Here is a 23,305-nt window from a genome sequence, read left to right on the forward strand (position 1 = left end):
ACATATTTCACAAAAAAAAATACAGCAGGCCTGTAAGCCGGGTTATGTACTCCCTTGCGGGAGCGTCTGTCATTTATCTCGACCCTGTGTCACCACAGGGCTCTAGCGGTTTACCCCCCGGCATCGGGCGAGCAACCCTACAACGCCGGTATACATAACCTTACAACCCATAAGACGTACGGCACTCTACATTGCTGTAAAGCCCGGTGAGCTCTTACCTCACCTTTTCACCCTTACTGCTTGCGCAGCGGTTATTTTCTGTTACGCGACTCTACCCTCACGAATAGCTTCCCGTTAGGAAATATGGTGCTCTGTGTTGCCCGGACTTTCCTCCCGCACAAGGCGAGCGACAGACCGTCCTGCTGTACGAGACAAAGATAAGCATAAAAATGGCAAAGAAGGCAAAAGTGTCAGCCGATTTTTGACAAATAGATAATTTAACAGTCAATCTGACATACCAATCACCCCTCAAGTTCGTTTTTTACTTGTACGCCGCGTTAACCCCTGTTAAGCCGTTATCCCGCTTATTAAAAGAGCTTAAAAAGAGGTTGGCACGATTATAATGGCACGAGAAATGTATTAAATTTAACGTCACAAAAACTTAAATACAACAGAATATTAACACTTAAAACAAATAGATTATGAATTCTTACGGAAAAAAATTGATGGGTATTGCTTTAGTGGCAATCCTAAGTTCCGGGGTTACCATCGGAGCATTCAGTTTAATCAATAGATCCGCCAATTCAAAAATCGAGGATCAACCACTCGAAAGCGGTTATGCACAGCCCACCCGCTTCACACGAGTTGCCAACCATCCGGCTGTCGAGACCGACTTTACCATAGCGGCCGAAAACACGGTCAATGCTGTGGTAAGCATCAAGTCGACCTCTACCCCCAAGCAAAGCCAGATGGGCGGATTTACCGACCCCTTCTTCGAATACTTCTTCGGACAGGGCGGCCGTAACATCGAGCCTCAACCCCGTACGGGTCTGGGTTCGGGTGTAATCATCACCCCCGACGGATATATCGTGACCAACAACCACGTGGTCGAAGGGGCCGACAAGCTCGACATCACCCTGAACGACAACCGTACCTTCAACGGCCGGGTAATCGGCACCGACCCCTCGACCGACCTGGCCCTGATTAAAATCGATGCCAAAGACCTGCCTATCGTCAAATTCGGCGATTCGGACAATCTGAAAGTGGGCGAATGGGTATTGGCCGTAGGTAACCCGCTGGGACTTACCTCGACCGTGACGGCCGGTATCGTCAGCGCCAAAGCCCGTAGCATCAGCGCTCTCAACCCCCACAGCCAGAAGATGGGTATCGAGGCCTTCATCCAGACCGATGCAGCCGTGAACCCCGGTAACAGTGGCGGTGCACTGGTCAACACCGCCGGCGAGCTGGTAGGTATCAATACCGCCATCTACTCCGAGACCGGCAGCTATGCAGGCTACTCGTTTGCCATTCCTACCTCGATTGTGAGCAAGGTCATTGCCGACCTCAAGGAGTACGGAACCGTACAACGTGCCGTGCTGGGTATCGGATATGTCGAAATCAACTCCGACGTAGCCAAGGCCAAGAACCTCGAGGTGCAAGAGGGTATCTATGTTGGCGAGGTTTATAACCGCAGCGCTGCCATGGAGGCCGGTATCAAGGAGGGCGATGTAATCACCTCGATCAACGATGTAAAAATCAAGAACGGTGCCATGCTCTCCGAGCAGTTGAGCAAATACCGTCCCGGCGACAAAATCAAAATCGGGTTGCTGAGAGGCAAAGAGTCGAAGACCGTATCGCTCACCCTCAAGAACAGCCAGGGTAATACCGAGATCACCAAAATCGCCGGTATGGACTCGCTGGGCGCCGGATTCAAGGAGCTCGACGCCAAGAGCCTGAGAGAGATGAATATCCGCTACGGTGTACAGGTTATCGGCCTGAAGAACGGCAAATTCAAATCGGCCGGTATCAGAGACGGGTTTGTCATCCTCGAAATCAACAACACCCCCATGAAATCGGTAAGCGATCTGGAGAGCATGTACGACTCGATTGTGAAGTCGAACCAACCCCAGAAAGTAATGTTCATCACGGGTGTATACCCCAATGGAAAGATGATGTACTACGCCGTAGATTTGGCTGACTAATCATACCGGGGATAAGGCTCGCGAGGGCCTTATCCCTGTTTCTGTATCCAAATTCCAAATATCATTAACGAGGGAAACAGAACGAACCATCGAGCGTTGTATTGATGCGGATGATAAAGCCTCGGTTCTCAAATCGAGGATTTTACCGACACGCGTTCAAAATTAAACATTTTTTGTTACGTTATTAACAACAAATATACTATATTTGCAATCCCAAATCTCTATATTGCAAGATGAGACAATTAAAAATTACAAAATCGATTACCAACCGGGAGAGTGCATCTCTGGATAAATACCTGCAAGAAATCGGACGCGAGGACTTAATTACGGTAGAAGAAGAGGTAGAGCTCGCCCAACGCATCAAAAAAGGCGACCATGCAGCTTTGGAGAAGTTGACGAGAGCCAACTTGCGTTTCGTTGTTTCGGTTGCCAAACAATATCAAAATCAGGGATTGAGCCTCCCCGACTTAATCAACGAAGGAAACTTAGGATTGATCAAAGCCGCCGAGAAATTCGATGAAACCCGAGGTTTCAAATTCATCTCTTATGCCGTATGGTGGATTCGTCAGTCCATTCTGCAAGCCTTGGCCGAGCAATCGCGTATCGTACGCTTGCCGCTCAACCAGGTAGGCTCGCTCAACAAGATAAGCAAGGCGCTGTCGAAATTCGAACAGGAGAACGAACGTCGCCCGTCGCCCGAAGAGCTGGCCGAAGAGTTGGATATACCCGTCGACAAAATCTCCGATACGCTGAAGGTATCGGGCCGTCACATCTCGGTCGATGCCCCGTTTGTCGAGGGTGAAGACAACAGTCTGCTCGACGTGCTGGTCAACGACGACTCCCCCATTGCCGACCGCTCGCTTATCAACGAGTCGCTCTCGAAAGAGATAGACCGGGCACTGAAACAACTCACACCGCGTGAAAGCGAAATTATCAAAATGTTCTTCGGCATCGGTTGTCAAGAGATGACCCTCGAAGAGATTGGCGATAAATTCGGTTTGACCCGTGAGCGTGTACGCCAAATCAAAGAGAAGGCCATCAGACGGCTCCGCACCGCCTCGAGAAGCAAATTGTTAAAAACTTATTTGGGTTAACTGCCTGCCCGTAAAGACAGTAAAAAAACCGACCTGCATGCAAGTCGGTTTTTTTATTTTAAATTTTTTTCTTGCGCTTCGATTGCTTAATCGCCAGAAATCCTCTATCTTCGTTTTCACAAAGCATATCATTATGAACAAATACCTATATCGTATCTTATTGCCGGTTATCCTGTTCGTTTCGGTACAAAATGCAACAGCACAAGAGTCGACCACAGGTTTTGAAGACGGCAACAACCAGTATGTCATGCGGGAAAGCAACCTGGCCGACCTCGGTGAGGCCAAAAAGATAAAACCCTTTACCTTCGGAGCCGAGGTAGGCGCCTCGATCGACATGGCAGGTAACGACCTCTCGACCTTCGATGTCGACATCTTTGCCGGCTATCGCTCGTCGATGATCAAGTGTCTGGGGCTGGGTGTTGGTCTGCACAACTCCTTCTCGAGCAATCGCCAGTACCTCCCCATCTATCTGCTGTTCCGTAGCAACCTGCTCAAAAACAAATCTCTCTTCTTTGTCGACTTTCGGGCCGGTTACTCAAGCAATCAGATGTGCAAGGGCGAGAATCAAGGCGGATTTTTCGGATCGGCCGGACTGGGTATCAACCTCTCGGTAAGCAAACGATTCGGGTCGCATCTGCTCATCGGTTACAACTTTTACCAGGTATCACCCTTCACCGACGAAAAGGGAGCCTTCCAGGACATCAACGGGAATCACTTGGTATCGGTACGGTTGGGGCTCAGTTTCTAAGAGCCCGGTTTCGAATTGCAAATAGATACGTTTTAGCGGAAATCGATTGCAAAAAACCAACCTATCTCAATAAAAACAGTCTTTTTATTTTGTTTTCTCGAAATAATAATTACCTTTGCAATCGCATCAAGCCAATACGACATGACTATATCGCTGCTAAATAACCTGATTATTATTGATCTTCTATCGAACAGTCCCGACGAGAAGTGAGAATCAGTGTTGCGCAGTAAACCGATAAAGAAACGTATATAGCCTTTCTCACGAATATGTTGGGAAAGGCTTTTTTTATTAACCTCATATATGTGTAAAAGTATGTCAGACAGATTGTACATTTTCGACACTACCCTACGAGACGGCGAGCAAGTGCCCGGCTGTCAGCTCAACACCGTAGAAAAAATACAAGTGGCCAAAGCGCTCGAAGCCCTCGGGGTCGACGTCATCGAAGCCGGATTCCCGGTATCCAGTCCCGGCGACTTTGCATCTGTCGTAGCCATATCCAAGGCCGTGACCTGGCCCACCATCTGTGCCCTCACCCGGGCAGTCGAGAACGACATCAAGGTAGCGGCCGAGGCCCTGCAATACGCCAAGCACAAACGCATACACACCGGTATAGGTACCTCGGACTACCACATCAAATACAAGTTCAACTCGACTCGCGAAGAGATTGTCGAGCGGGCTGTCGCTGCCGTCAAGTATGCCAAACGATATGTCGAGGATGTACAATTCTACGCCGAAGATGCAGGCCGTACCGACAACGAATATCTGGCTCGCGTCGTCGAGGCCGTCATCAAGGCCGGGGCCACCGTCATCAACATACCCGACACCACCGGCTACTGCCTGCCCGACGAGTTCGGCCAGAAGATTCGCTACCTCATGGAGCACGTCGAGGGGATAGACCGCGTGGTCATCGCTACCCACTGCCACAACGACCTGGGTATGGCTACGGCCAACACCATGGCCGGCATCCAGAACGGAGCCCGGCAGGCCGAGGTGACCATCAACGGCATCGGCGAACGGGCCGGAAACACCTCGCTCGAGGAGGTAGCCATGATTTGCAAGTGCCACCACGACCTGCAAGTCGAAACCAACATCAACACCCAGAAGATTTACAGCACGAGCCGCCTCGTATCGAATCTGATGAATATGCCGGTACAGCCCAACAAGGCCATCGTGGGACGCAACGCCTTTGCCCACTCGTCGGGCATCCATCAGGACGGCGTGCTGAAGAATCGCGAGAGCTACGAGATTATCGACCCCAAAGAGGTGGGTATCGACGAAACCTCGATTGTATTGACCGCCCGCAGCGGACGAGCCGCCCTCAAGCACCGCCTTCACCTGCTGGGCATCGAGCTCGACAAAGAGGCGCTCGACAAAGCCTATGAGGCGTTCCTCAAACTGGCCGACCGCAAAAAAGACATCAATGACGACGATATACTGATGCTCGTGGGTAAAGAGCGCACGGCCAATGCCCGCATCCGCCTCGACTTCCTGCAAGTAACGGCAGGCGTAGGCATCAAGTCGGTAGCCAGCATCGGGCTCGACATTGCTGGCGAAAAGTTCGAGGCTGCCGCTTCGGGCAACGGACCCGTCGATGCCGCCATCAATGCCATCCGCTGCATCATCCACCGCAAGATGGTGGTGAGCGAATTTCTCATCCAGGCCATCACCCGAGGCAGCGACGACGTAGGCAAGGTGCACATGACCGTCGTCCACAACAACGCCTCCTACTACGGCTTCTCGGCCAATACCGACATCGTAGCCGCCTCGGCCGAAGCCTTTATCGACGCAATCAACAAATTTATCATATAAATCACACGACATGAACACGTTATTCGACAAGATATGGGACGCCCACGTAGTTACCTCGGTAGCCGGTGGTCCCGATCAGCTCTACATCGACCGGCACTACTGCCACGAAGTGACCAGTCCGCAGGCTTTCAACGAGTTGCGCGAACGTAAGTTGAAGGTATTCCGCCCGCAGAAGACCGTCTGCTCGCCCGACCACAACATACCCACGCTCCATCAGGACCGACTCATTGCCGACCCCGTGTCGCGCAACCAGGTCGACACGCTCGCCCGCAACGCCCGGGAGTTCGGCCTCACCTACTACGGTCTGGGCAACGAGAAGAACGGCATCATCCACGTAATCGGTCCCGAGTACGGGCTCACCCTGCCGGGCATGACTATCGTATGCGGCGACAGCCACACCTCTACCCATGGAGCCTTCGGCGCCATCGCCTTCGGTATCGGTACCAGCGAGGTAGCCATGGTACTGGCCTCGCAGTGCATCTTGCAGCCCAAACCCAAAACCATGCGTATCAACATCGAGGGACAACTCGCCCCCGGTGTCACCGCCAAAGATATAGCCCTCTATATCATCGCCCGGATGACTACGGGCGGGGCCACCGGCTACTTTGTCGAGTATGCCGGCGAGGCCATCCGCGCCCTCAGCATGGAGGAGCGCATGACCGTATGCAACCTCAGTATCGAGATGGGAGCCCGCGGCGGACTGATTGCCCCCGACGAAACCACCTTTGCCTACGTCAAGGAGCGCGAGTTTGCCCCCAAAGGCGAAGCCTGGGACCGGGCTCTCGCCTACTGGAAGACGTTGCACAGCGATGCCGATGCCACCTTCGACCGCGAGGTGACCTTCCAGGCCGCCGACATCGCGCCTCGCATCACCTACGGGACCAACCCCGGCATGGGTATTGCCATCGACGAGGCCATCCCTACGGAAGAAAGTATCGACGAGAGCGGCAAGCTGTCGTTCCGCCAGGCGCTTCGCTACATGGGCTTCAAGGCTGGAGAGAAGCTGCTGGGCAAAAAAATCGACTACGTCTTCTTGGGCAGTTGCACCAACGGTCGCATCGAAGACTTCAGAGCCTTTGCCCGACTGGTGAAGGGGCATCGGAAAGCCGACCACGTGACCGCCTGGCTCGTGCCCGGTTCGCAAGCGGTAGCCCGCCAGATCAAGGCCGAAGGGCTCGACCGCACGCTGGCCGAAGCCGGGTTCGAGATACGTCAGCCGGGTTGCTCGGCCTGCCTGGCCATGAACGACGACAAAGTGCCGGCCGGCAAATATGCGGTATCGACCTCGAACCGCAACTTCGAAGGGCGTCAGGGCCCCGGAGCCCGCACCATCCTGGCCGGGCCGCTGGTAGCGGCAGCCGCAGCCATCACGGGTGAGATAACCGATCCACGAAAATTTTTATAACTTTACACTGCCATGATTGAAAAAATAAATATCATAACCTCGTCGTGCATTCCCCTTCCCCAGGAAAATGTCGACACCGACCAAATCATTCCGGCCCGATTCCTCAAAGCCGTATCGCGCGAGGGATTCGGCGAAAACCTCTTCCGCGACTGGCGCTACGACAAGGAGGGGAAACCCGTGGCCGACTTCGTGCTCAACAACCCCGCCTACTCGGGCCAGATACTGGTAGCCGGCAAAAACTTCGGCAGCGGCTCGAGCCGCGAGCATGCCGCCTGGGCTATCGCCGGGTACGGATTCCGGGTGGTGGTGTCGAGCTTCTTTGCCGACATCTTCAAGAACAACGCCCTCAACAACGGGGTGTTGCCGGTCGTAGTCTCCGAAGAGTTCCTGGCCGACCTCTTCCGCCATATCCAGGCCAACCCGAAAGCGACCGTGACGGTCAATCTCGAGGCGCAGACCATCACCGACAACACCAGCGGCGTGTCGGAACATTTTGAAATCAATCCCTATAAAAAGAGCTGCCTGCTCAACGGTTACGACGACATCGACTATCTGCTCAGCAAAAAGCCGCAAATCGAAGCGTGGGAAGCCACACACCAGTAAACGATTGCCTATGTTTATAGAAATCATGGATACAACGCTGCGGGACGGCGAACAGACCTCGGGGGTATCTTTTGCCCGGCAAGAAAAATTGAGCATTGCCCGGCTGCTCCTCGAGGAGTTGAAGATCCCCCGCATCGAAATAGCTTCGGCCCGAATCTCGTCGGGCGAATACGAAACTGCCACCCAACTGTGCGAATGGGCCCGGAAACGAGGGCACATCGACAAAATAGAGATTCTGGGATTCCTCGACAACGGAGCCTCGATCGAGTGGATACGCTCGTGCGGGGCCCGGGTGATGAACCTGCTCTGCAAGGGCTCGGAAAAGCACTGCACCTTCCAGCTCAAAAAGACGGTACAGGAGCATATCGCCGACATCAAGGCAGCCATAAGAAAGGCTCGGGAAGCCGGACTGAAAATCAACCTCTACCTCGAGGACTGGTCGAACGGCATACAGCACTCGCCGCAATATGTCTACCAACTGGTCGACGCACTGAAGAACGAAGCCGTAGAGCGGTTCATGCTGCCCGACACGCTGGGCATTCTCAACCCGCTCCAGACCCTGAAGTATTGCCGGGCCATGCGTCGCCGCTACCCCAACCTGCGGTTCGACTTCCACGCCCACAACGACTACGACCTGGCCACGGCCAACACCTTCGCAGCCGCCCTTACCGGCATACAGGGGGTGCACTGTACCGTCAACGGACTGGGCGAACGGGCCGGGAACGCGCCTCTTACCAGTGTATTGGCCGTGCTGCACGACCAGGTGAAGGCCACGACGGGTGTCACCGAAAACATGCTCAACAAGGTGAGCCGCATCGTCGAATCCTACTCGGGTGTGCGGGTAGCCGCCAACAAGCCCATCATCGGCGAGTCGGTCTTCACCCAATGTGCCGGCGTCCATGCCGACGGTGACAACAAGAACAACCTCTACTACAACGACCTGCTGCCCGAGCGCTTCGGCCGCAAACGCGAGTATGCCCTGGGCAAGACCTCGGGGCGGGCCAACATCCGCAAGAATCTCGAATCGCTGGGCATCGAGCTCGACGAAGAATCGATACAGCGGGTTACCCAACGGGTGGTCGAGCTGAGCGACAAAAAAGAGATGGTCACTCCCGAAGACCTCCCCTACATCATCTCCGACGTGCTGAAGCACCAGACCATCGCCCAGCACGTGAAGGTGGTCAACTACACCCTCAACCTCTCGCAGGGGCTCAAGCCGGTAGCCATTATCGCCATCGACATCAACGGCCAGGTGTACGAGGGGGCATCGACCGGCGACGGTCAGTACGATGCCTTTGTAAAGGCCATCCGCAAAATCTACAAGGAACAGCTGGGCCGCACCCTGCCCCTGCTCACCAACTACACGGTGAACATTCCGCCGGGTGGTCGCACCGACGCCCTCGTGCAGACCGTCATCTCGTGGGACTACAACGGCGGCGTGCTGAAAACCCAGGGCCTCGATGCCGACCAGATGGAGGCTGCCATACAGGCCACCATCAAAATGCTCAACCTCATCGAAGATAAAGAACACAAGGAACACATCATAGCAAACTCTTAAAACACAACCGCATGAAGGAATTACATATCGCAGTATTACCGGGCGACGGCATAGGCCCGGAGGTAGTGGAACAGGCCTTGAACGTGACTCTGGCCGTCGGTAAGAAATTCGGTCACACCATCTTGCACGAAACGGCCCCGGTGGGAGCCTGCGCCATCGAAGAGACCGGCTCGCCCTACCCCGACTCGACCCACGAGTTGTGCATGCGCTCCGACGCCGTACTGTTCGGTGCCATAGGCTCGCCCAAATACGACAACAACCCCAACGCCAAGGTTCGCCCCGAGCAGGGATTGCTCGCCATGCGCAAGAAACTGGGGCTCTTTGCCAACATCCGCCCCATCACCACCTTCCCGGGGCTGATTCACAAGTCGCCCCTGCGGGCCGAACTGATTGACGGGGCCGACTTCATGTGCATCCGCGAACTCACCGGCGGCCTCTACTTCGGCCGTCCGCAAGGCCGCAGCGAAGACGGCAGCGTGGCCTACGACACCTGCATGTACAGCCGCGAAGAGATTACCCGCATCGTACAGCTCGCCTACGACTATGCCATGCGCCGACGCAAGAAGGTGACGATGGTCGACAAGGCCAACATCCTGGCCACCTCGCGGCTCTGGCGCGAAGTGACACAAGAGATTGCCGCCGAATATCCCGAAGTAGAGACCGAGTTTCTCTTCGTCGACAACGCCGCCATGCGCATGATTCAATGGCCCAAGAGCTTCGACGTCATCGTGACCGAAAACATGTTCGGCGACATCCTCACCGACGAGGGGTCGGTCATCACCGGCTCGCTGGGCATGCTGCCCTCGGCCTCGATCGGGCTACACACCTCGGTATTCGAGCCCATACACGGCTCCTACCCGCAAGCCGCCGGCAAAGACATAGCCAACCCGCTGGCCACGATTCTGTCGGCCGCCATGATGTTCGAATACGCCTTCGATCTGAAAGCCGAGGCCGACCTCATCAGGCAAGCCGTAGCCGAGTCGATGAAAGCCGGCATCGTGACCGAGGATATTGCCGACCCGGGAGTCCCCACCTGCCACACCCACGAGGTAGGCGAGTGGATTGTAAAATGGATTGAGCAACATTAAGACCGAACCGAGTCGCACTACCGACATACAAAAAGCGGGTGACCTGCACACAAGGTCACCCGCTTTCGCATTAAAAACAGACTCTGTTGTCACTGGGCCGAACCGGCAAAGACGACGATGCGGTTCCAGTTATTGTTCTTCGGATACAGTTGCGAGTCGCTGCCGTTAGCTACGATTTGTATCCGTTTTTTATCGATGTTGTATTTCCCGGTGAGCAGCTTTACCACCGATTCGGCACGGCGTTGGCTCAGTTGCTTGTTATACTCGGGAGTACCCGTATCCTTGTCGGCATACCCTATCACCGAGATATTGCACGAGGGGTTGCTCTTGAGCCACTGGGCGATGTTGTAGACGTTGACCATCTCTTCGTCGGAGACCACGGCACTGTTGATGGTGAAGCGTACCACACCGGTCAGCTCCTGGTTGCAACCGGCCGGCTCGACAACCGTCACCTCCTCGACAACCGGTTCGGGACAGGGCGGGCACTCCACCTCTTGCGACTCACACTCCTCGAGCTGGCCTCTCAACCGGTTCACTTTGTCGTTCAACTGGTTGATCATCATCTGGTCGGCATACGCATCATAAGCTTTGAAGCGCTCTTTACCGAACTTGATCGAGAAACCGCCGACAGCCGAAACGACACTCTCAACCTCTTTTCCCTCGACAATACCGTTGAAGTGGTCGCCAATGAGGTTGCCACGACCTTCGAGGAAGAAGTCGACATAGTGCGACAATCTGAAATTCAACTTGATACCGGCCGTAATGGGGAAAGCATAGGTCTTGCTGCCATACGGCGTATTGTGGAACGAATAGATACCACCGGCACCGGCAAAAGGAATAATCGAGAAGACACGACGCTCGTTATAGCCGTGGAAGGTGTTGAACATATCCCACATCAAATCGCCATAGACTGCAGCGTAACGCATGTGCGTCATCACCCCTTCGGAGAATGGCCAGTTGGTATGCAGGGCTCCACCCATAGCCGACAGACGGAATCCCAGATAAGGGCTTATCCACTTGCCTATGGCAAAGTTCATGGCCAAGGTATATTGAGCATCGCCCGTGTGCTCGGTCAAGAAAGTCTGACCACCGGCACCCAACGAAATGAACCAGTTGTTTTTATGGCTATCGGAGTAGTATCGAGGCTTGCCGGGCAGAACCTCGGTCACCGAAACATCTTCTTCGACGATAATCGCTTGTGCCGAAGCCGATTCGACATATCCGCAAAGCGATGTTGTAGCCGCAGCTACTGCTAAAAAAAAGAATTTTGTTTTCATCTTCATGCGTTTTAGTTATACAATTTTGCTGTTTACAGTTCAAAAAGAGAGCAGCCGGTCGTCGCTACTATCTGTTTTTGTAACCTAAAACAACCGGATAAAAGAATGTGTTCACCGGCCGAAGAGAAAAGAATAGGAAAAATCCATACTATTTAGCCCTTGTAAGCGTCTCATAAAAAATGAAAACAGCATATAGCGGTTGGTAATAAATTACTAAATTTGCACGTAGCCGATGAATATCATACCTTTATAGTAGCAAACAGAGTCATAGAATCTATGAAACGAAATAAAAAGAGTTCCGATTTCTTTCCCCGGAAACGCTCCAAATACAAACTGACCTTCTTCAACGAGAGTTCGCTGGAGGATGTGTGGACCATCTGTTTCTCGCGGACGGGAGCCATCATAACCGCCATACTACTCGTTGCCCTTATCGTCATAGCCATACTCTCGATCATCGTAGGTACCCCGGTGAGGAATCTGCTGCCCGGCTACCTGAAGGCCGAAGAGCGTATCGAGATGGTCGACAAAATCCTGCGGGTCGACTCGCTGGCTGCCGAGGTGCAACGGCGCGATGCCTACATCGAGAACCTCGCGGCCATACTCACGGGCGAAATCAAAATCGACTCCATCGGCCAGCAGGCCGACAGTCTGCTCTCGACCCGCAGAGATACCCTGCTGCCCCAGTCGCAACGGATGAAAGAGTATGTAAAGCAGTACGAACAGGAAGAGAAATATACCCTCAACGTCTTTACCCCCACCACCCCTATCGACGGCAAACTCTTCTACACGCCGCTGAAGGGCGAAATCGTGCAGGGCTACGACCCGCATGCGGGACACTTCGGCGTAGAGGTGCAGTGCCCGCGCAATACGGCTGTATCGTCGGTGCTCGACGGGACCATCGTCTCGGCCGGATACACTCCCGACTATGGCTATGTGGTGTCCATACAGCACAGCAACAACTATCTGTCTATCTACAAATACAACTCGGGCATCCTGAAAGCTATCGGCGAAAAGGTGCTGGGCGGCGAGAAAATTGCCGTTACCGGCTGGGAAAAGGGCAAATCGTCGAAACAATCGTGCACAGCCGAATTTCAGTTATGGCACATGGGACAATCGCTCGACCCCGAAAAATATATTACTTTCTGACCTCGATTCGCAGAAGATAGACTTTATTTTATACCTTTGCATAGTTTAACCCGAGGATTCTGACATCTTAACCCGAATGAAAAAACAATTAGCCATATTAGGTTCGACAGGCTCGATCGGCACCCAGACTCTGGACGTGGTTGCCGAATATCCCGACCTGTTCGAAGTATATACCCTGACAGCCAACAACAACGTAGAGCTGCTTATCGAACAAGCCAAACGATTCAACCCCGACTCGGTAGTCATTGCCAACGAGGCCCACTACCCCCGGTTGAAAGAGGCCTTGAAGGAGTATCCCATCAAGGTCTATGCCGGCGACGAGGCCATAGCCCAAATCGTCGAGGCTGCCCCCATCGACATCGTGGTTACCGCCATGGTGGGCTACGCGGGGCTGAGACCGACCATCCGCGCCATCGAGGCTCACAAGACCATAGCCTTGGCCAACAAGGAGACCCTGGTTGTGGCGGGCGACCTCATCAAACAGCTCGCGCTCGAATACCACGCCCCCATTATTCCCGTCGACTCGGAGCACTCGGCCATCTTCCAATGCCTGGTAGGCGAGTGGGACAACCCTATCGACAAGATTATCCTCACCGCTTCGGGCGGCCCCTTCAGAGAGTTGACAGCCGAACAGATGAAACACGTCACCAAAAACGACGCCCTCAAGCATCCCAAGTGGAACATGGGGCATAAAATCACCATCGACTCTGCCACTCTGATGAACAAGGGATTCGAGATGATTGAGGCCAAATGGCTTTTCGACGTCGACCCCAAAGACATAGAGATAGCCGTGCACCCGCAATCGATCGTGCACTCGATGGTACAGTTCAAAGACGGTACGGTGAAGGCTCAACTGGGCGTGCAGGACATGAGGCTGCCCATACGCTACGCCCTCTCCTACCCGGCACGACTCGAGAGCCCCAACTCGAAACTCACTCTCGAGCAGTATGCCCACCTCACCTTCGAGCGTCCCGACCTCGAGCGGTTCCCCCTGCTGCGCTATGCCTTCGATGCCGTAGCCGAGGGGGGCAACATGCCCTGCATCATGAATGCCGCCAACGAAATAGCCGTGGCTGCCTTCCTCCACGATGCCATCGACTACCCCAGCATTGCCCGCATCGTGGCCGAAACGATGGCTCACATCGAGTTCATCGCCTCGCCCCGATACGAAGATTACGTACACACCAACCAGCTGGCTCGCGACTATGCGACCACGCTGCTTCAATAACCCGCTAAAACAATTTGTATACGCCGATGGAAACATTCCTCATAAAAACCGTACAACTCCTGTTGAGCCTCTCGATACTGGTCATCGTACACGAGTTCGGACACTTCATCTTTGCCCGCCTGTTCAAGGTTCGAGTCGAGAAGTTCTACCTCTTTTTCGACCCCTGGTTCTCGCTCTTCAAGTTCAAGCCCAAAAACAGCCACACCGAGTATGGCGTGGGCTGGCTGCCGCTGGGCGGATATGTGAAGATTGCCGGCATGATAGACGAGTCGATGGACCGCGAGCAGATGAAACAGCCCCCCAAGCCGTGGGAGTTCCGCTCGAAACCGGCCTGGCAGAGACTGCTCATCATGGTGGCCGGCGTGGTCTTCAACTTCATCCTGGCCATCTTCATCTACTCGATGATTGCCTACACATGGGGCACCACCTACATCCCGTTCAAAAATGCCTACGCCGGCATGGAGTATTGCCAGTCGGCCAAAGAGATAGGATTCCGCGACGGCGACATACCCTTGACGGCCGACGGGGCTGACCTCGGATTCATGTCGAGCGAGACCCTGCAGCAAATCGTAGAGGCCAAACAGGTACAGGTACTGCGCGGCAACGACACGGTGACGATTGCCATACCCAAGGACTTCATGCTGCGCCTTATCGACAAGGAGGAGCAGTTTGCCATGTACCGCATTCCGCCGGTCGTTTATGAAGCCTCGGCCAATACGGGTGCCCAACGGGCCGGATTGCTGAAGGGCGACCGCATCCTCTCCATCGACAGCCTGGCCACCCCGTCGCTCGACGAGCTGCACCAGGTACTCTCGACTCGCCACGACACCACCGTGACCGTAGCCTACCTGCGCAACGGCGCGTTGCAGACCACGGCCGTAGCCACCGACTCGGTAGGCAATCTGGGCATTCTCATCTCGCCCCTGGTCGAAAGCTACGAAGTGGTAACCGAGCACTACGGCTTCTGGGAGTCATTCCCCAAAGGTATCGAACTGGGTGTGAGCAAACTGACAAGCTACGTCAACAGCATGAAATATGTCTTCACCAAAGAGGGAGCGCAAAGCCTGGGGGGCTTCGGAGCCATTGGCAGCATCTTCCCCGAGCGGTGGGACTGGGAGTCGTTCTGGAGCATGACGGCCTTCCTGTCGGTCATCCTGGCCTTCATGAACATCCTGCCCATACCGGCCCTCGACGGCGGCCATGTGCTCTTCCTGCTCTACGAGGTGATAACCCGCCGCAAGCCCAACGAAAAATTCATGGAGTATGCCCAAATGTGCGGCATGATTTTCCTGCTGGCCCTGCTCATCTATGCCAACGGAAACGACATCGTCCGCTTCTTTTTCAAATAACCGATTATGAACTATACGAAAATAACATTGAAACCGGGTAAGGAAGATTCGTTCCACCGCTTCCACCCGTGGGTATTTTCCGGCGCCATATACCGCTTTGAGAAACAGCCGGAAGAGGGAGAAATTGTCGAAGTGACCGACCACCAGGGCAACTTTATCGGTGTCGGGCAATATCAGATCGGCAGCATCGCCGTGCGCATCCTGTCGTTCAAACCCGAGACCATCGACGAGGCTTTCTATGTGAAGCGCCTGCAAGAGGCCTACAACGTGCGGCTCAGTCTGGCACTGCTCAACGAGCACAACAACACCTGCCGCCTGGTACACGGCGAGGGCGACAACCTGCCGGGCCTCATCGTCGACCTCTATGACCGCACGGCCGTCATGCAGGCCCACACGCCGGGCATGCACTATGCCCGTCACCAGATTGCCGAAGCGTTGAAAACCGTCCTGGGCGACCGCATCGACAACATCTACTACAAGTCGGAGACGACCCTCCCCTACAAGGCCGAACTCGATGCCGAGAACGAATATCTGCTGGGAGGCGACGCCCCCAACATCGCCACCGAAAACGGACTGAAATTCTATGTCGACTGGGTGCGCGGACAAAAAACCGGCTTCTTTGTAGACCAACGCGAGAACCGTGCCCTGCTCGAGCGGTATGCCCGCGGCCGTTCGGTGTTGAACATGTTCTGCTACACGGGTGGATTCTCGTTCTATGCCATGCGAGGCAATGCCAAGCTGGTGCACTCGGTCGACAGTTCGTCGAAAGCCATCGACCTCACCTGCCGGAACGTGGAGCTGAACTTCCCCGGCGACAGCCGTCACCAGGCCTTTGCCGAGGATGCGTTCAAGTTTCTCGACTCCATGGGCGACCAGTACGACCTCATCATACTCGACCCACCGGCCTTCGCCAAACACAAGAAGGTGCTGAACAACGCCCTGCAAGGCTACCGCAAGCTCAATGCCAAGGCCATCGAGAAGATTCGCCCGGGCGGCATCCTCTTCACCTTCTCCTGTTCACAGGTGGTAAGCAAGGAGAATTTCAGGCTGGCGGTCTTCAGCGCGGCGGCACAGACGGGGCGCAACGTGCGCATCCTGCACCAGCTCACCCAGCCGGCCGACCACCCCGTAAACATCTACCACCCCGAGGGCGAATACCTGAAAGGGCTGGTTCTCTATGTAGAATAAACCAATTTCAAAATCACATTATATGAAAAAAATCGTTTGTACCATGGCTTCATTGCTAATCTTGGCCTCGTGTGCTACCCAAGAAAAGAAAGACGACTTCGACTACACCGTAGAGTCGTTTGCCGATCTGGAAATCCTGCGCTACAAAGTACCGGGATTCGAAGAGTTGACACTTCAACAGAAAGAGCTGGTCTACTACCTCTCCGAGGCTGCCGCCTACGGTCGGGACATTCTCTATGACCAGAACGGAAAATGGAACCTGGCTATCCGCCGTACCCTCGAAGCAATCTATCAGGACTATACCGGCGACCGCCAAAGCGAAGACTTCAAGAACTTCGAAGTATACCTGAAACGGGTATGGTTCTCCAACGGTATCCACCACCACTACGGATGCGATAAATTCGTGCCCGGTTTCTCGCAAGAGTTCTTTGTCGATGCCGTGAAATCGCTCGACCCGAAGAAACTGCCGCTCACCGAAGGTGCTACGGTCGACGACCTCCTCAATACGCTGGTGCCCGTTATCTTCGACCCTACGGTCATGCCTAAACGGGTGAACCAGGCTGCCGGCGAAGACCTCATCGCCACCTCGGCCTGCAACTATTACGACGGGGTAACCCAAGCCGAAGCCGAGGCCTTCTACAGCAACATGAAGGACCCCAAAGACGAGACTCCCATCTCTTACGGACTGAACAGCCGTCTGGTAAAACGCGACGGCAAGATTATGGAAGAGACCTACAAAGTAGGCGGCCTCTACACCGAAGCTATCGAAAAGATTGTATTCTGGTTGCAGAAAGCAGCCGGCGTAGCCGAGAACGACCAACAGAAACAGGTCATCGAGAAACTCATCGAATATTACCAGACAGGCGACCTGAAAGACTTTGACGAGTACGCTATCCTGTGGGTAAAAGACCTCGATTCGCAAGTCGACTTCGTAAACGGCTTTACCGAGACCTACGGCGACCCGCTGGGCATGAAAGCCAGCTGGGAGTCGATTGTCAACTTCAAGAACCTCGAAGCCTCGAAACGCACCCACACCATCAGCGAAAACGCCCAATGGTTCGAAGACCACTCGCCGATAGATGCCCGCTTCAAGAAAGAGGAGGTAAAGGGTGTATCGGCCAAGGTCATCACCGCTGCCATGCTGGCCGGCGACTGCTACCCCTCGACCCCGATCGGTATCAACCTGCCCAACTCCAACTGGATTCGCCACCTGCACGGCTCCAAGTCGGTAACCATTGAAAACATTACCGAGGCTTACGAGAAGGCTGCCCAGGGTAACGGATTCAACGACGAGTTCGTATGGAGCGACACCGAGCGCGACCTCATCAACAAATACCTGCTCCAGGCCGACAACCTGCACACCGACCTGCACGAGTGTCTGGGTCACGGCTCGGGCAAGCTGCTCCCCGGTGTAGACCCCGATGCTCTGAAGGCTTACAGCTCTACGCTCGAGGAGGCTCGCGCCGACCTCTTCGCCCTCTACTACATGGCCGATTCCAAAATTCTGGAACTGGGTCTGCTCCCCTCGCCCGATGCTTACAAAGCTGCTTACTATCAATACATGATGAACGGTCTGATGACTCAGCTCACCCGCATCGAGCCGGGCAAGAATATCGAAGAGTCGCACATGCGCAACCGTCAGCTCATCGCCCGCTGGGCCTATGAGCACGGCAAAGCCGACAAGGTAATCGAGTTTGCCAAACGCGACGGCAAGACCTACGTGGTAGTGAACGACTACGAGAAACTGCGCACGCTCCTCGGACAACTGTTGGCCGAAGTACAACGCATCAAATCGGAAGGCGACTACGAGAGCGGCAAGAATCTGGTTGAACAATATGGTGTCATCGTCGACCCCGAACTGCACAAAGAGGTTCTGGCCCGTTACGAGAACCTGCACATCGCTCCCTACAAGGGATTTGTCAACCCCGTATACACGCCGGTTACCGATGCCAACGGCAACATTACCGACATCAAGATTTCGTACAACGAAGGTTATGCCGAGCAGATGCTGAGATACTCGAAAGATTACTCGCCGCTGCCCATCTGCACACCCTTCCCGGTTAAGAAATAAGTTCTTATCCCGATAACCCGCTCGGCCCGACATTTCCAAAATGCCGGGCCGAGTTTTTTTTGCCAACTATCATGTGTGCTCCCTTGTTTTTAATTCGTATCTTGCGGAAAAATTCTGAAATCGTCATGCAACAAAAACTCAAAGAGATAAAAATCAAATTCCGGCATGCCATGAACGGCATCGTGTCGCACAACATGAGAAGCCAGGGTGCCGACTACAAAATAAACTTCGGGCTCACCCTGCCCCTGCTGAAACGGATTGCCGCCGAAACCCCGGCCGATGCCCAACTGGCCAACGCCTTGTGGGCCGACACAGCCGTGCGCGAGTCGATGATGCTGGCCCCGCTGGTCTATCCGATCGACGAGTTCACCGAGGCCGAGGCCAATCGTTGGGTGGAGACCATGCCCAACACCGAGGTGGCCGACATCTGTTGCAAATTCCTCTTCTGCCGGCTTCCTTTCGCACGGCAAAAGGCTTGCGAATGGAGTTGCAGCGACCGGCCGCTGACCCAATACACCGCCTTCCAACTGGCTACCGCCTGGCTCGTCGCTCACCCCGAAAACACCGAAGCCTCGAACCTCGGGCCGGTCATCGATGCCGCCATTGCCCAGGCCACGGGGCAGCGCGACAACCGGGCTTTTGCTGCCGTCAACCTGCTGAAACAAGCCATGCACAACGACGCGTTGGCTGCCCACATTCTGCCCCTGTTACAGACCAAGGCCAAGGCCGACACAGCGGCCCAACCGCTGCTCGACATGCTGACCGAAGAGCAGACGCTGTACCGCGAATTTTCGGGCCGCGATTCCCGCTGATTTTGTTTTGCTTGTAATGCAAAAATCGCTAAATTTGTAACATAGGTTTTTGATCATGCCAGAAGAAAAATCGAAAGAAACTGTAAAACAGTTGTTTATACAATTCTTGGAAGCCCGAAAATTGCGTAAGACTCCCGAGCGGTTTGCCATATTGGAAAAAATATATACCACTACCCAGCACTTCGATGTAGAGACACTGTACGAAGCCATGATCGAGAACGGATACCGGGTGAGCAAAGCAACCGTCTACAACACGATAGATCTGCTGCTCGAGGCCAACCTGGTGCGCAAGCATCAGTTCGGCGGCAACCTGGCCCAATACGAGCGGGTATACAATACCAACCACCATCACCTTATCTGCATCAAGTGCGGCAAGGTGCGCGAAGTGAAAGACCTGGACCTGATGTCGAGCCTGAACACCCGTAAATTCAACAAATTCACCACATCGTACTACACCCTCTATGTCTATGGCATCTGCAGCCGGTGTAACCAGAAGAGCAAAAAAGAGAAAGACAAAAACGAAAAAAAATAAACCCAATTTAAACATTCACGAAACACACTAAGTTATGAAAGTAGATGTTCTCTTAGGATTGCAGTGGGGCGACGAAGGCAAAGGCAAAGTCGTCGATGTATTGACGCCCAGATATGATATTATCACCCGTTTTCAGGGAGGTCCCAATGCGGGTCACACATTGGAATTCAAGGGCGAAAAATATGTATTGCGCTCCATCCCCTCGGGTATCTTCCAGGGTGGAAAAGTCAATATCATCGGCAACGGTGTCGTATTGGACCCCGTACTCTTCAAAGAGGAGGCCGAGAGCCTGGCTGCCAGCGGTCACGACCTGACCCAATGCCTGTGCATCTCGAAAAAGGCACACCTCATTCTGCCCACACACCGCATACTCGATGCTGCCTACGAGGCCGCCAAGGGTAAATCGAAAATCGGTACCACGGGCAAAGGTATCGGCCCCACCTACTCCGACAAGATAAGCCGAAACGGTGTGCGGGTTGGCGACATCTTCCTCAACTTCAAGGAGATTTATGCCAAAGCCAAAGCCCGGCACGAGAACATACTGCGTTCGCTCAACTACGAATACAACATCGACGAACTGGAAGCCAAATGGTTCGAAGCCATCGAATACCTCAAACGCTTCCGCATCATCGACAGCGAACACGTCATCAACAACTACCTGAAAGAGGGCAAGTCGATTCTGGCCGAAGGAGCACAAGGCACGATGCTCGATGTCGACTTCGGTTCCTACCCCTTCGTTACGTCGTCGAACACCATCTGCGCCGGCGCCTGCACGGGTCTGGGCGTAGCTCCCAGCAAGATAGGCGAGGTATACGGTATCTTCAAAGCCTACTGCACCCGCGTAGGCAGCGGTCCCTTCCCCACCGAACTGTTCGACGAGACCGGTAAGACCATCCGGGCCATCGGTCACGAATATGGAGCCGTGACGGGTCGCGAGCGTCGCTGCGGCTGGATAGACCTGGTAGCTCTGAAGTATGCCATCATGATCGACGGTGTGACCAAACTGATCATGATGAAGAGCGACGTGCTCGACAACTTCGACACCATCAAGGCCTGCGTGGCCTACCGCATCGACGGCAAGGAGGTGACCGAATTCCCCTACTCGATCGAAGAGGGCATCGAACCCGTATACGTAGAACTGCCGGGCTGGAAAACCGACATGACCAAGATTCACAGCGAAGCCGAATTTCCGCAAAGATTCAAAGAGTACATCGCCTTCCTCGAAAAAGAGTTGCAGGTACCTATCTACATCGTATCGGTAGGTCCCGACCGCGAGCAGACGATTGTCCTCTCCAATAAATAACCTATAAACTTATTACTATGGCAAAGATTAAACCGTTCAAAGGATTACGTCCGCCGAAAGAACTGGTCGAGCAAGTGGCCTCGCGCCCTTACGATGTGTTAAACTCCGAAGAGGCTCGCCAAGAGGCTCAAGGAAATGAAAAATCGCTCTACCACATCATCAAACCCGAGATCGATTTTGCCCCCGGTACCGACGAACACAGCCCCGAGGTATACCACAAGGCAGTAGACAACTTCAACATGTTCCAGCAGAAAGGGTGGCTGGTACAAGACAACAAGGAGCACTACTACATCTATGCCCAGACGATGAACGGTCACACCCAGTACGGACTGGTCGTGGGGGCTAACGTCGACGACTACATGTCGGGCGTCATCAAGAAACACGAACTTACCCGCCGCGACAAGGAGGAAGACCGCATGAAACACGTGCGCATCAACAACGCCAACGTCGAGCCGGTATTCTTCGCCTACCCCGACAACGACGAGCTCGACGCCATCATCAAACGCGAGACGTCGCGCGCGCCCGAGTACGACTTTATTGCCCCCGACGGATTCGGCCACCACTTCTGGGTCATCGACGACGACAAGACGATAGGCCGCATCACCGAAATCTTTGCCCATATTCCCAGCCTCTACATTGCCGACGGTCACCACCGTACGGCTGCAGCGGCTCTGGTAGGCAACGAGAAGGCCCAGCAGAACCCCGAGCATCGCGGCGACGAGGAGTACAACTACTTCCTGGCCGTATGTTTCCCGGCCTCGCAACTGAAAATCATCGACTACAACCGCGTGGTAAAAGACCTGAACGGGCTCACTCCGCAAGAGTTTATCGAGAAATTGAAAGAGCACTTCACCGTCGAGGAGAAAGGCGAACAGATTTATCACCCCGCCAAACTGCACAACTTTGCACTCTACCTCGAAGGTAAATGGTACTCCCTCACGGCCAAAGAGGGCACCTATGACGACAACGACCCCATCGGGGTACTCGACGTCACCATCTCGTCGAACCTCATCTTGCGCGACATCCTGGGCATTACCGACCTGCGCACCGACAAACGCATCGATTTCGTGGGCGGTATCCGTGGCCTCGAAGAGTTGAAACGCCGGGTCGACAGCGGCGAGATGAAGATGGCCCTGGCTCTCTACCCCGTTTCGATGAAACAGCTGATGGACATCGCCGACACGGGCAACATCATGCCGCCCAAAACAACGTGGTTCGAACCGAAGTTGAGATCGGGTCTCATCATCCACAAACTGGATTGACGCCAAAGACCCTGATTTCCTGAAATATAGAAATAGCGGTTCTTTGTATAATATTCTTTAACAAAGAACCGCTATTTATTTTTTTACCCTCATGCAGCAAAAAGAGCTCGAATTACGTCTACCTAATAGTAGTTGTTATTCGGGCCGAGTAAAATCGGTATGGACGAGAAAAAGCTGATAGAATCTTGCAAAAATAACGACTCTCGAGCGCAAAGGCAACTCTATGAAACCTTTGCGCGTAAAATGATGTCGGTATGTTTGCGCTATGCCGGCAATCGAGAAACCGCCGAAGACTTTCTGCAAGAGGGCTTTATCCGTGTCTTCTCGTCGATACAGAGTTACAACTACGAGGGTTCTTTTGAAGGTTGGATGCGACGTATTTTCGTGAACACGGCTTTGGAAGCGCTGCGCCGAAACGACTTGCTGCGCAACGGAGTAGAGCTGGAGGCACTCGAACCTCAGCAAGAGGCCGACTACTCGGCCGTAGACCGTATATCGGCCGACGAGTTGATGGAGCTTATCGCCCAGCTACCGCCGGGATTCCGCACCGTATTCAATATGTTTGCCGTCGAGGGTTACTCCCACCGGGAGATTGCCCAGGCGCTGCACATTACCGAAAGCACCTCGCGATCGCAATATACCCGGGCCAAAAGGCTGCTTCAAAAATGGATTCAAGAACTGGAACAATAGG

The 23,305-nt window shown here is 54.1% G+C and carries 19 protein-coding genes and 1 other RNA gene; 18 read left to right on the top strand and 2 right to left on the bottom strand.

Features of this window, described 5'->3' with window-relative positions; genetic code table 11:
* Positions 1–17: 17 nt before the first annotated feature.
* Positions 18–366: RNase P RNA component class A (gene rnpB / locus Q1K76_RS05660), an RNA gene on the bottom strand.
* Positions 367–641: 275 nt separating this feature from the next.
* Here rnpB and Q1K76_RS05665 point away from each other — a divergent pair.
* From Q1K76_RS05665 to leuB, 8 genes are all read left to right on the top strand, one after another.
* Positions 642–2,141 (top strand): Do family serine endopeptidase, encoded by a 1,500-nt coding sequence (locus tag Q1K76_RS05665; RefSeq protein WP_087407512.1) that lies wholly within the window; start codon positions 642–644, stop codon positions 2,139–2,141.
* Between the two features lie 233 nt (positions 2,142–2,374).
* The gene (locus Q1K76_RS05670; protein ID WP_008862117.1) at positions 2,375–3,235 is read left to right on the top strand and encodes an RNA polymerase sigma factor RpoD/SigA; all 861 of its coding nucleotides are present in this window, start codon (positions 2,375–2,377) and stop codon (positions 3,233–3,235) included.
* Positions 3,236–3,368: 133 nt separating this feature from the next.
* Entirely contained in the window at positions 3,369–3,983 is a 615-nt protein-coding gene (locus Q1K76_RS05675) for a hypothetical protein (protein WP_258327226.1), read from the top strand.
* Between the two features lie 312 nt (positions 3,984–4,295).
* Positions 4,296–5,792 carry a 2-isopropylmalate synthase gene (locus Q1K76_RS05680; protein WP_087407514.1) on the top strand — a complete coding sequence of 499 codons (1,497 nt, stop codon included), beginning with the start codon at positions 4,296–4,298 and terminating at the stop codon, positions 5,790–5,792.
* Between the two features lie 10 nt (positions 5,793–5,802).
* Entirely contained in the window at positions 5,803–7,197 is a 1,395-nt protein-coding gene (gene leuC / locus Q1K76_RS05685) for a 3-isopropylmalate dehydratase large subunit (RefSeq protein WP_300131724.1), read from the top strand.
* 12 nt (positions 7,198–7,209) lie between these two features.
* Complete coding sequence (leuD, locus tag Q1K76_RS05690; protein ID WP_087407516.1) at positions 7,210–7,800, top strand: 3-isopropylmalate dehydratase small subunit; 591 nt, start codon at positions 7,210–7,212, stop codon at positions 7,798–7,800.
* A gap of 10 nt (positions 7,801–7,810) precedes the next feature.
* The gene (locus Q1K76_RS05695; protein WP_300131727.1) at positions 7,811–9,358 is read left to right on the top strand and encodes an alpha-isopropylmalate synthase regulatory domain-containing protein; all 1,548 of its coding nucleotides are present in this window, start codon (positions 7,811–7,813) and stop codon (positions 9,356–9,358) included.
* A gap of 11 nt (positions 9,359–9,369) precedes the next feature.
* On the top strand, positions 9,370–10,446 hold the full coding sequence (leuB, locus tag Q1K76_RS05700; protein WP_300131730.1) for a 3-isopropylmalate dehydrogenase: 1,077 nt from the start codon (positions 9,370–9,372) through the stop codon (positions 10,444–10,446).
* Positions 10,447–10,535: 89 nt separating this feature from the next.
* On the opposite strand, the gene Q1K76_RS05705 is transcribed toward leuB, so the two are convergent.
* Positions 10,536–11,723, bottom strand: a complete 1,188-nt coding sequence (locus Q1K76_RS05705) for an OmpA family protein (RefSeq protein WP_300131732.1) — start codon at positions 11,721–11,723, stop codon at positions 10,536–10,538.
* Positions 11,724–11,999: 276 nt separating this feature from the next.
* On the opposite strand from Q1K76_RS05705, the gene Q1K76_RS05710 reads away from it, so the two are divergent.
* From Q1K76_RS05710 to Q1K76_RS05755, 10 genes are all read left to right on the top strand, one after another.
* The gene (locus tag Q1K76_RS05710; protein WP_300131734.1) at positions 12,000–12,869 is read left to right on the top strand and encodes a peptidoglycan DD-metalloendopeptidase family protein; all 870 of its coding nucleotides are present in this window, start codon (positions 12,000–12,002) and stop codon (positions 12,867–12,869) included.
* A 76-nt stretch (positions 12,870–12,945) separates the two neighbouring features.
* A complete protein-coding gene (locus tag Q1K76_RS05715) occupies positions 12,946–14,097 on the top strand; it encodes a 1-deoxy-D-xylulose-5-phosphate reductoisomerase (RefSeq protein ID WP_087407519.1) in 1,152 nt (383 codons plus the stop codon).
* Positions 14,098–14,123: 26 nt separating this feature from the next.
* Positions 14,124–15,446 carry an RIP metalloprotease RseP gene (rseP, locus tag Q1K76_RS05720; RefSeq protein ID WP_300131736.1) on the top strand — a complete coding sequence of 441 codons (1,323 nt, stop codon included), beginning with the start codon at positions 14,124–14,126 and terminating at the stop codon, positions 15,444–15,446.
* A gap of 6 nt (positions 15,447–15,452) precedes the next feature.
* Complete coding sequence (locus Q1K76_RS05725) at positions 15,453–16,634, top strand: class I SAM-dependent rRNA methyltransferase (RefSeq protein WP_087407521.1); 1,182 nt, start codon at positions 15,453–15,455, stop codon at positions 16,632–16,634.
* A 22-nt stretch (positions 16,635–16,656) separates the two neighbouring features.
* On the top strand, positions 16,657–18,705 hold the full coding sequence (locus Q1K76_RS05730; RefSeq protein WP_300131738.1) for a dihydrofolate reductase: 2,049 nt from the start codon (positions 16,657–16,659) through the stop codon (positions 18,703–18,705).
* Between the two features lie 125 nt (positions 18,706–18,830).
* Positions 18,831–19,517, top strand: coding sequence for a hypothetical protein (locus Q1K76_RS05735; protein WP_300131740.1), 687 nt, complete (start codon positions 18,831–18,833; stop codon positions 19,515–19,517).
* Positions 19,518–19,572: 55 nt separating this feature from the next.
* Entirely contained in the window at positions 19,573–20,049 is a 477-nt protein-coding gene (locus Q1K76_RS05740) for a Fur family transcriptional regulator (RefSeq protein ID WP_087407760.1), read from the top strand.
* Between the two features lie 34 nt (positions 20,050–20,083).
* A complete protein-coding gene (locus Q1K76_RS05745) occupies positions 20,084–21,352 on the top strand; it encodes an adenylosuccinate synthase (RefSeq protein ID WP_300131743.1) in 1,269 nt (422 codons plus the stop codon).
* Positions 21,353–21,369: 17 nt separating this feature from the next.
* On the top strand, positions 21,370–22,614 hold the full coding sequence (locus tag Q1K76_RS05750) for a DUF1015 domain-containing protein (RefSeq protein ID WP_087407525.1): 1,245 nt from the start codon (positions 21,370–21,372) through the stop codon (positions 22,612–22,614).
* A gap of 159 nt (positions 22,615–22,773) precedes the next feature.
* A complete protein-coding gene (locus Q1K76_RS05755) occupies positions 22,774–23,304 on the top strand; it encodes a sigma-70 family RNA polymerase sigma factor (RefSeq protein ID WP_300131746.1) in 531 nt (176 codons plus the stop codon).
* Position 23,305 lies beyond the last annotated feature (1 nt).

The sequence above is a fragment of the uncultured Barnesiella sp. genome, from assembly GCF_946496565.1.
Taxonomy (GTDB): Bacteria; Bacteroidota; Bacteroidia; order Bacteroidales; family Barnesiellaceae; genus Barnesiella; species Barnesiella merdigallinarum.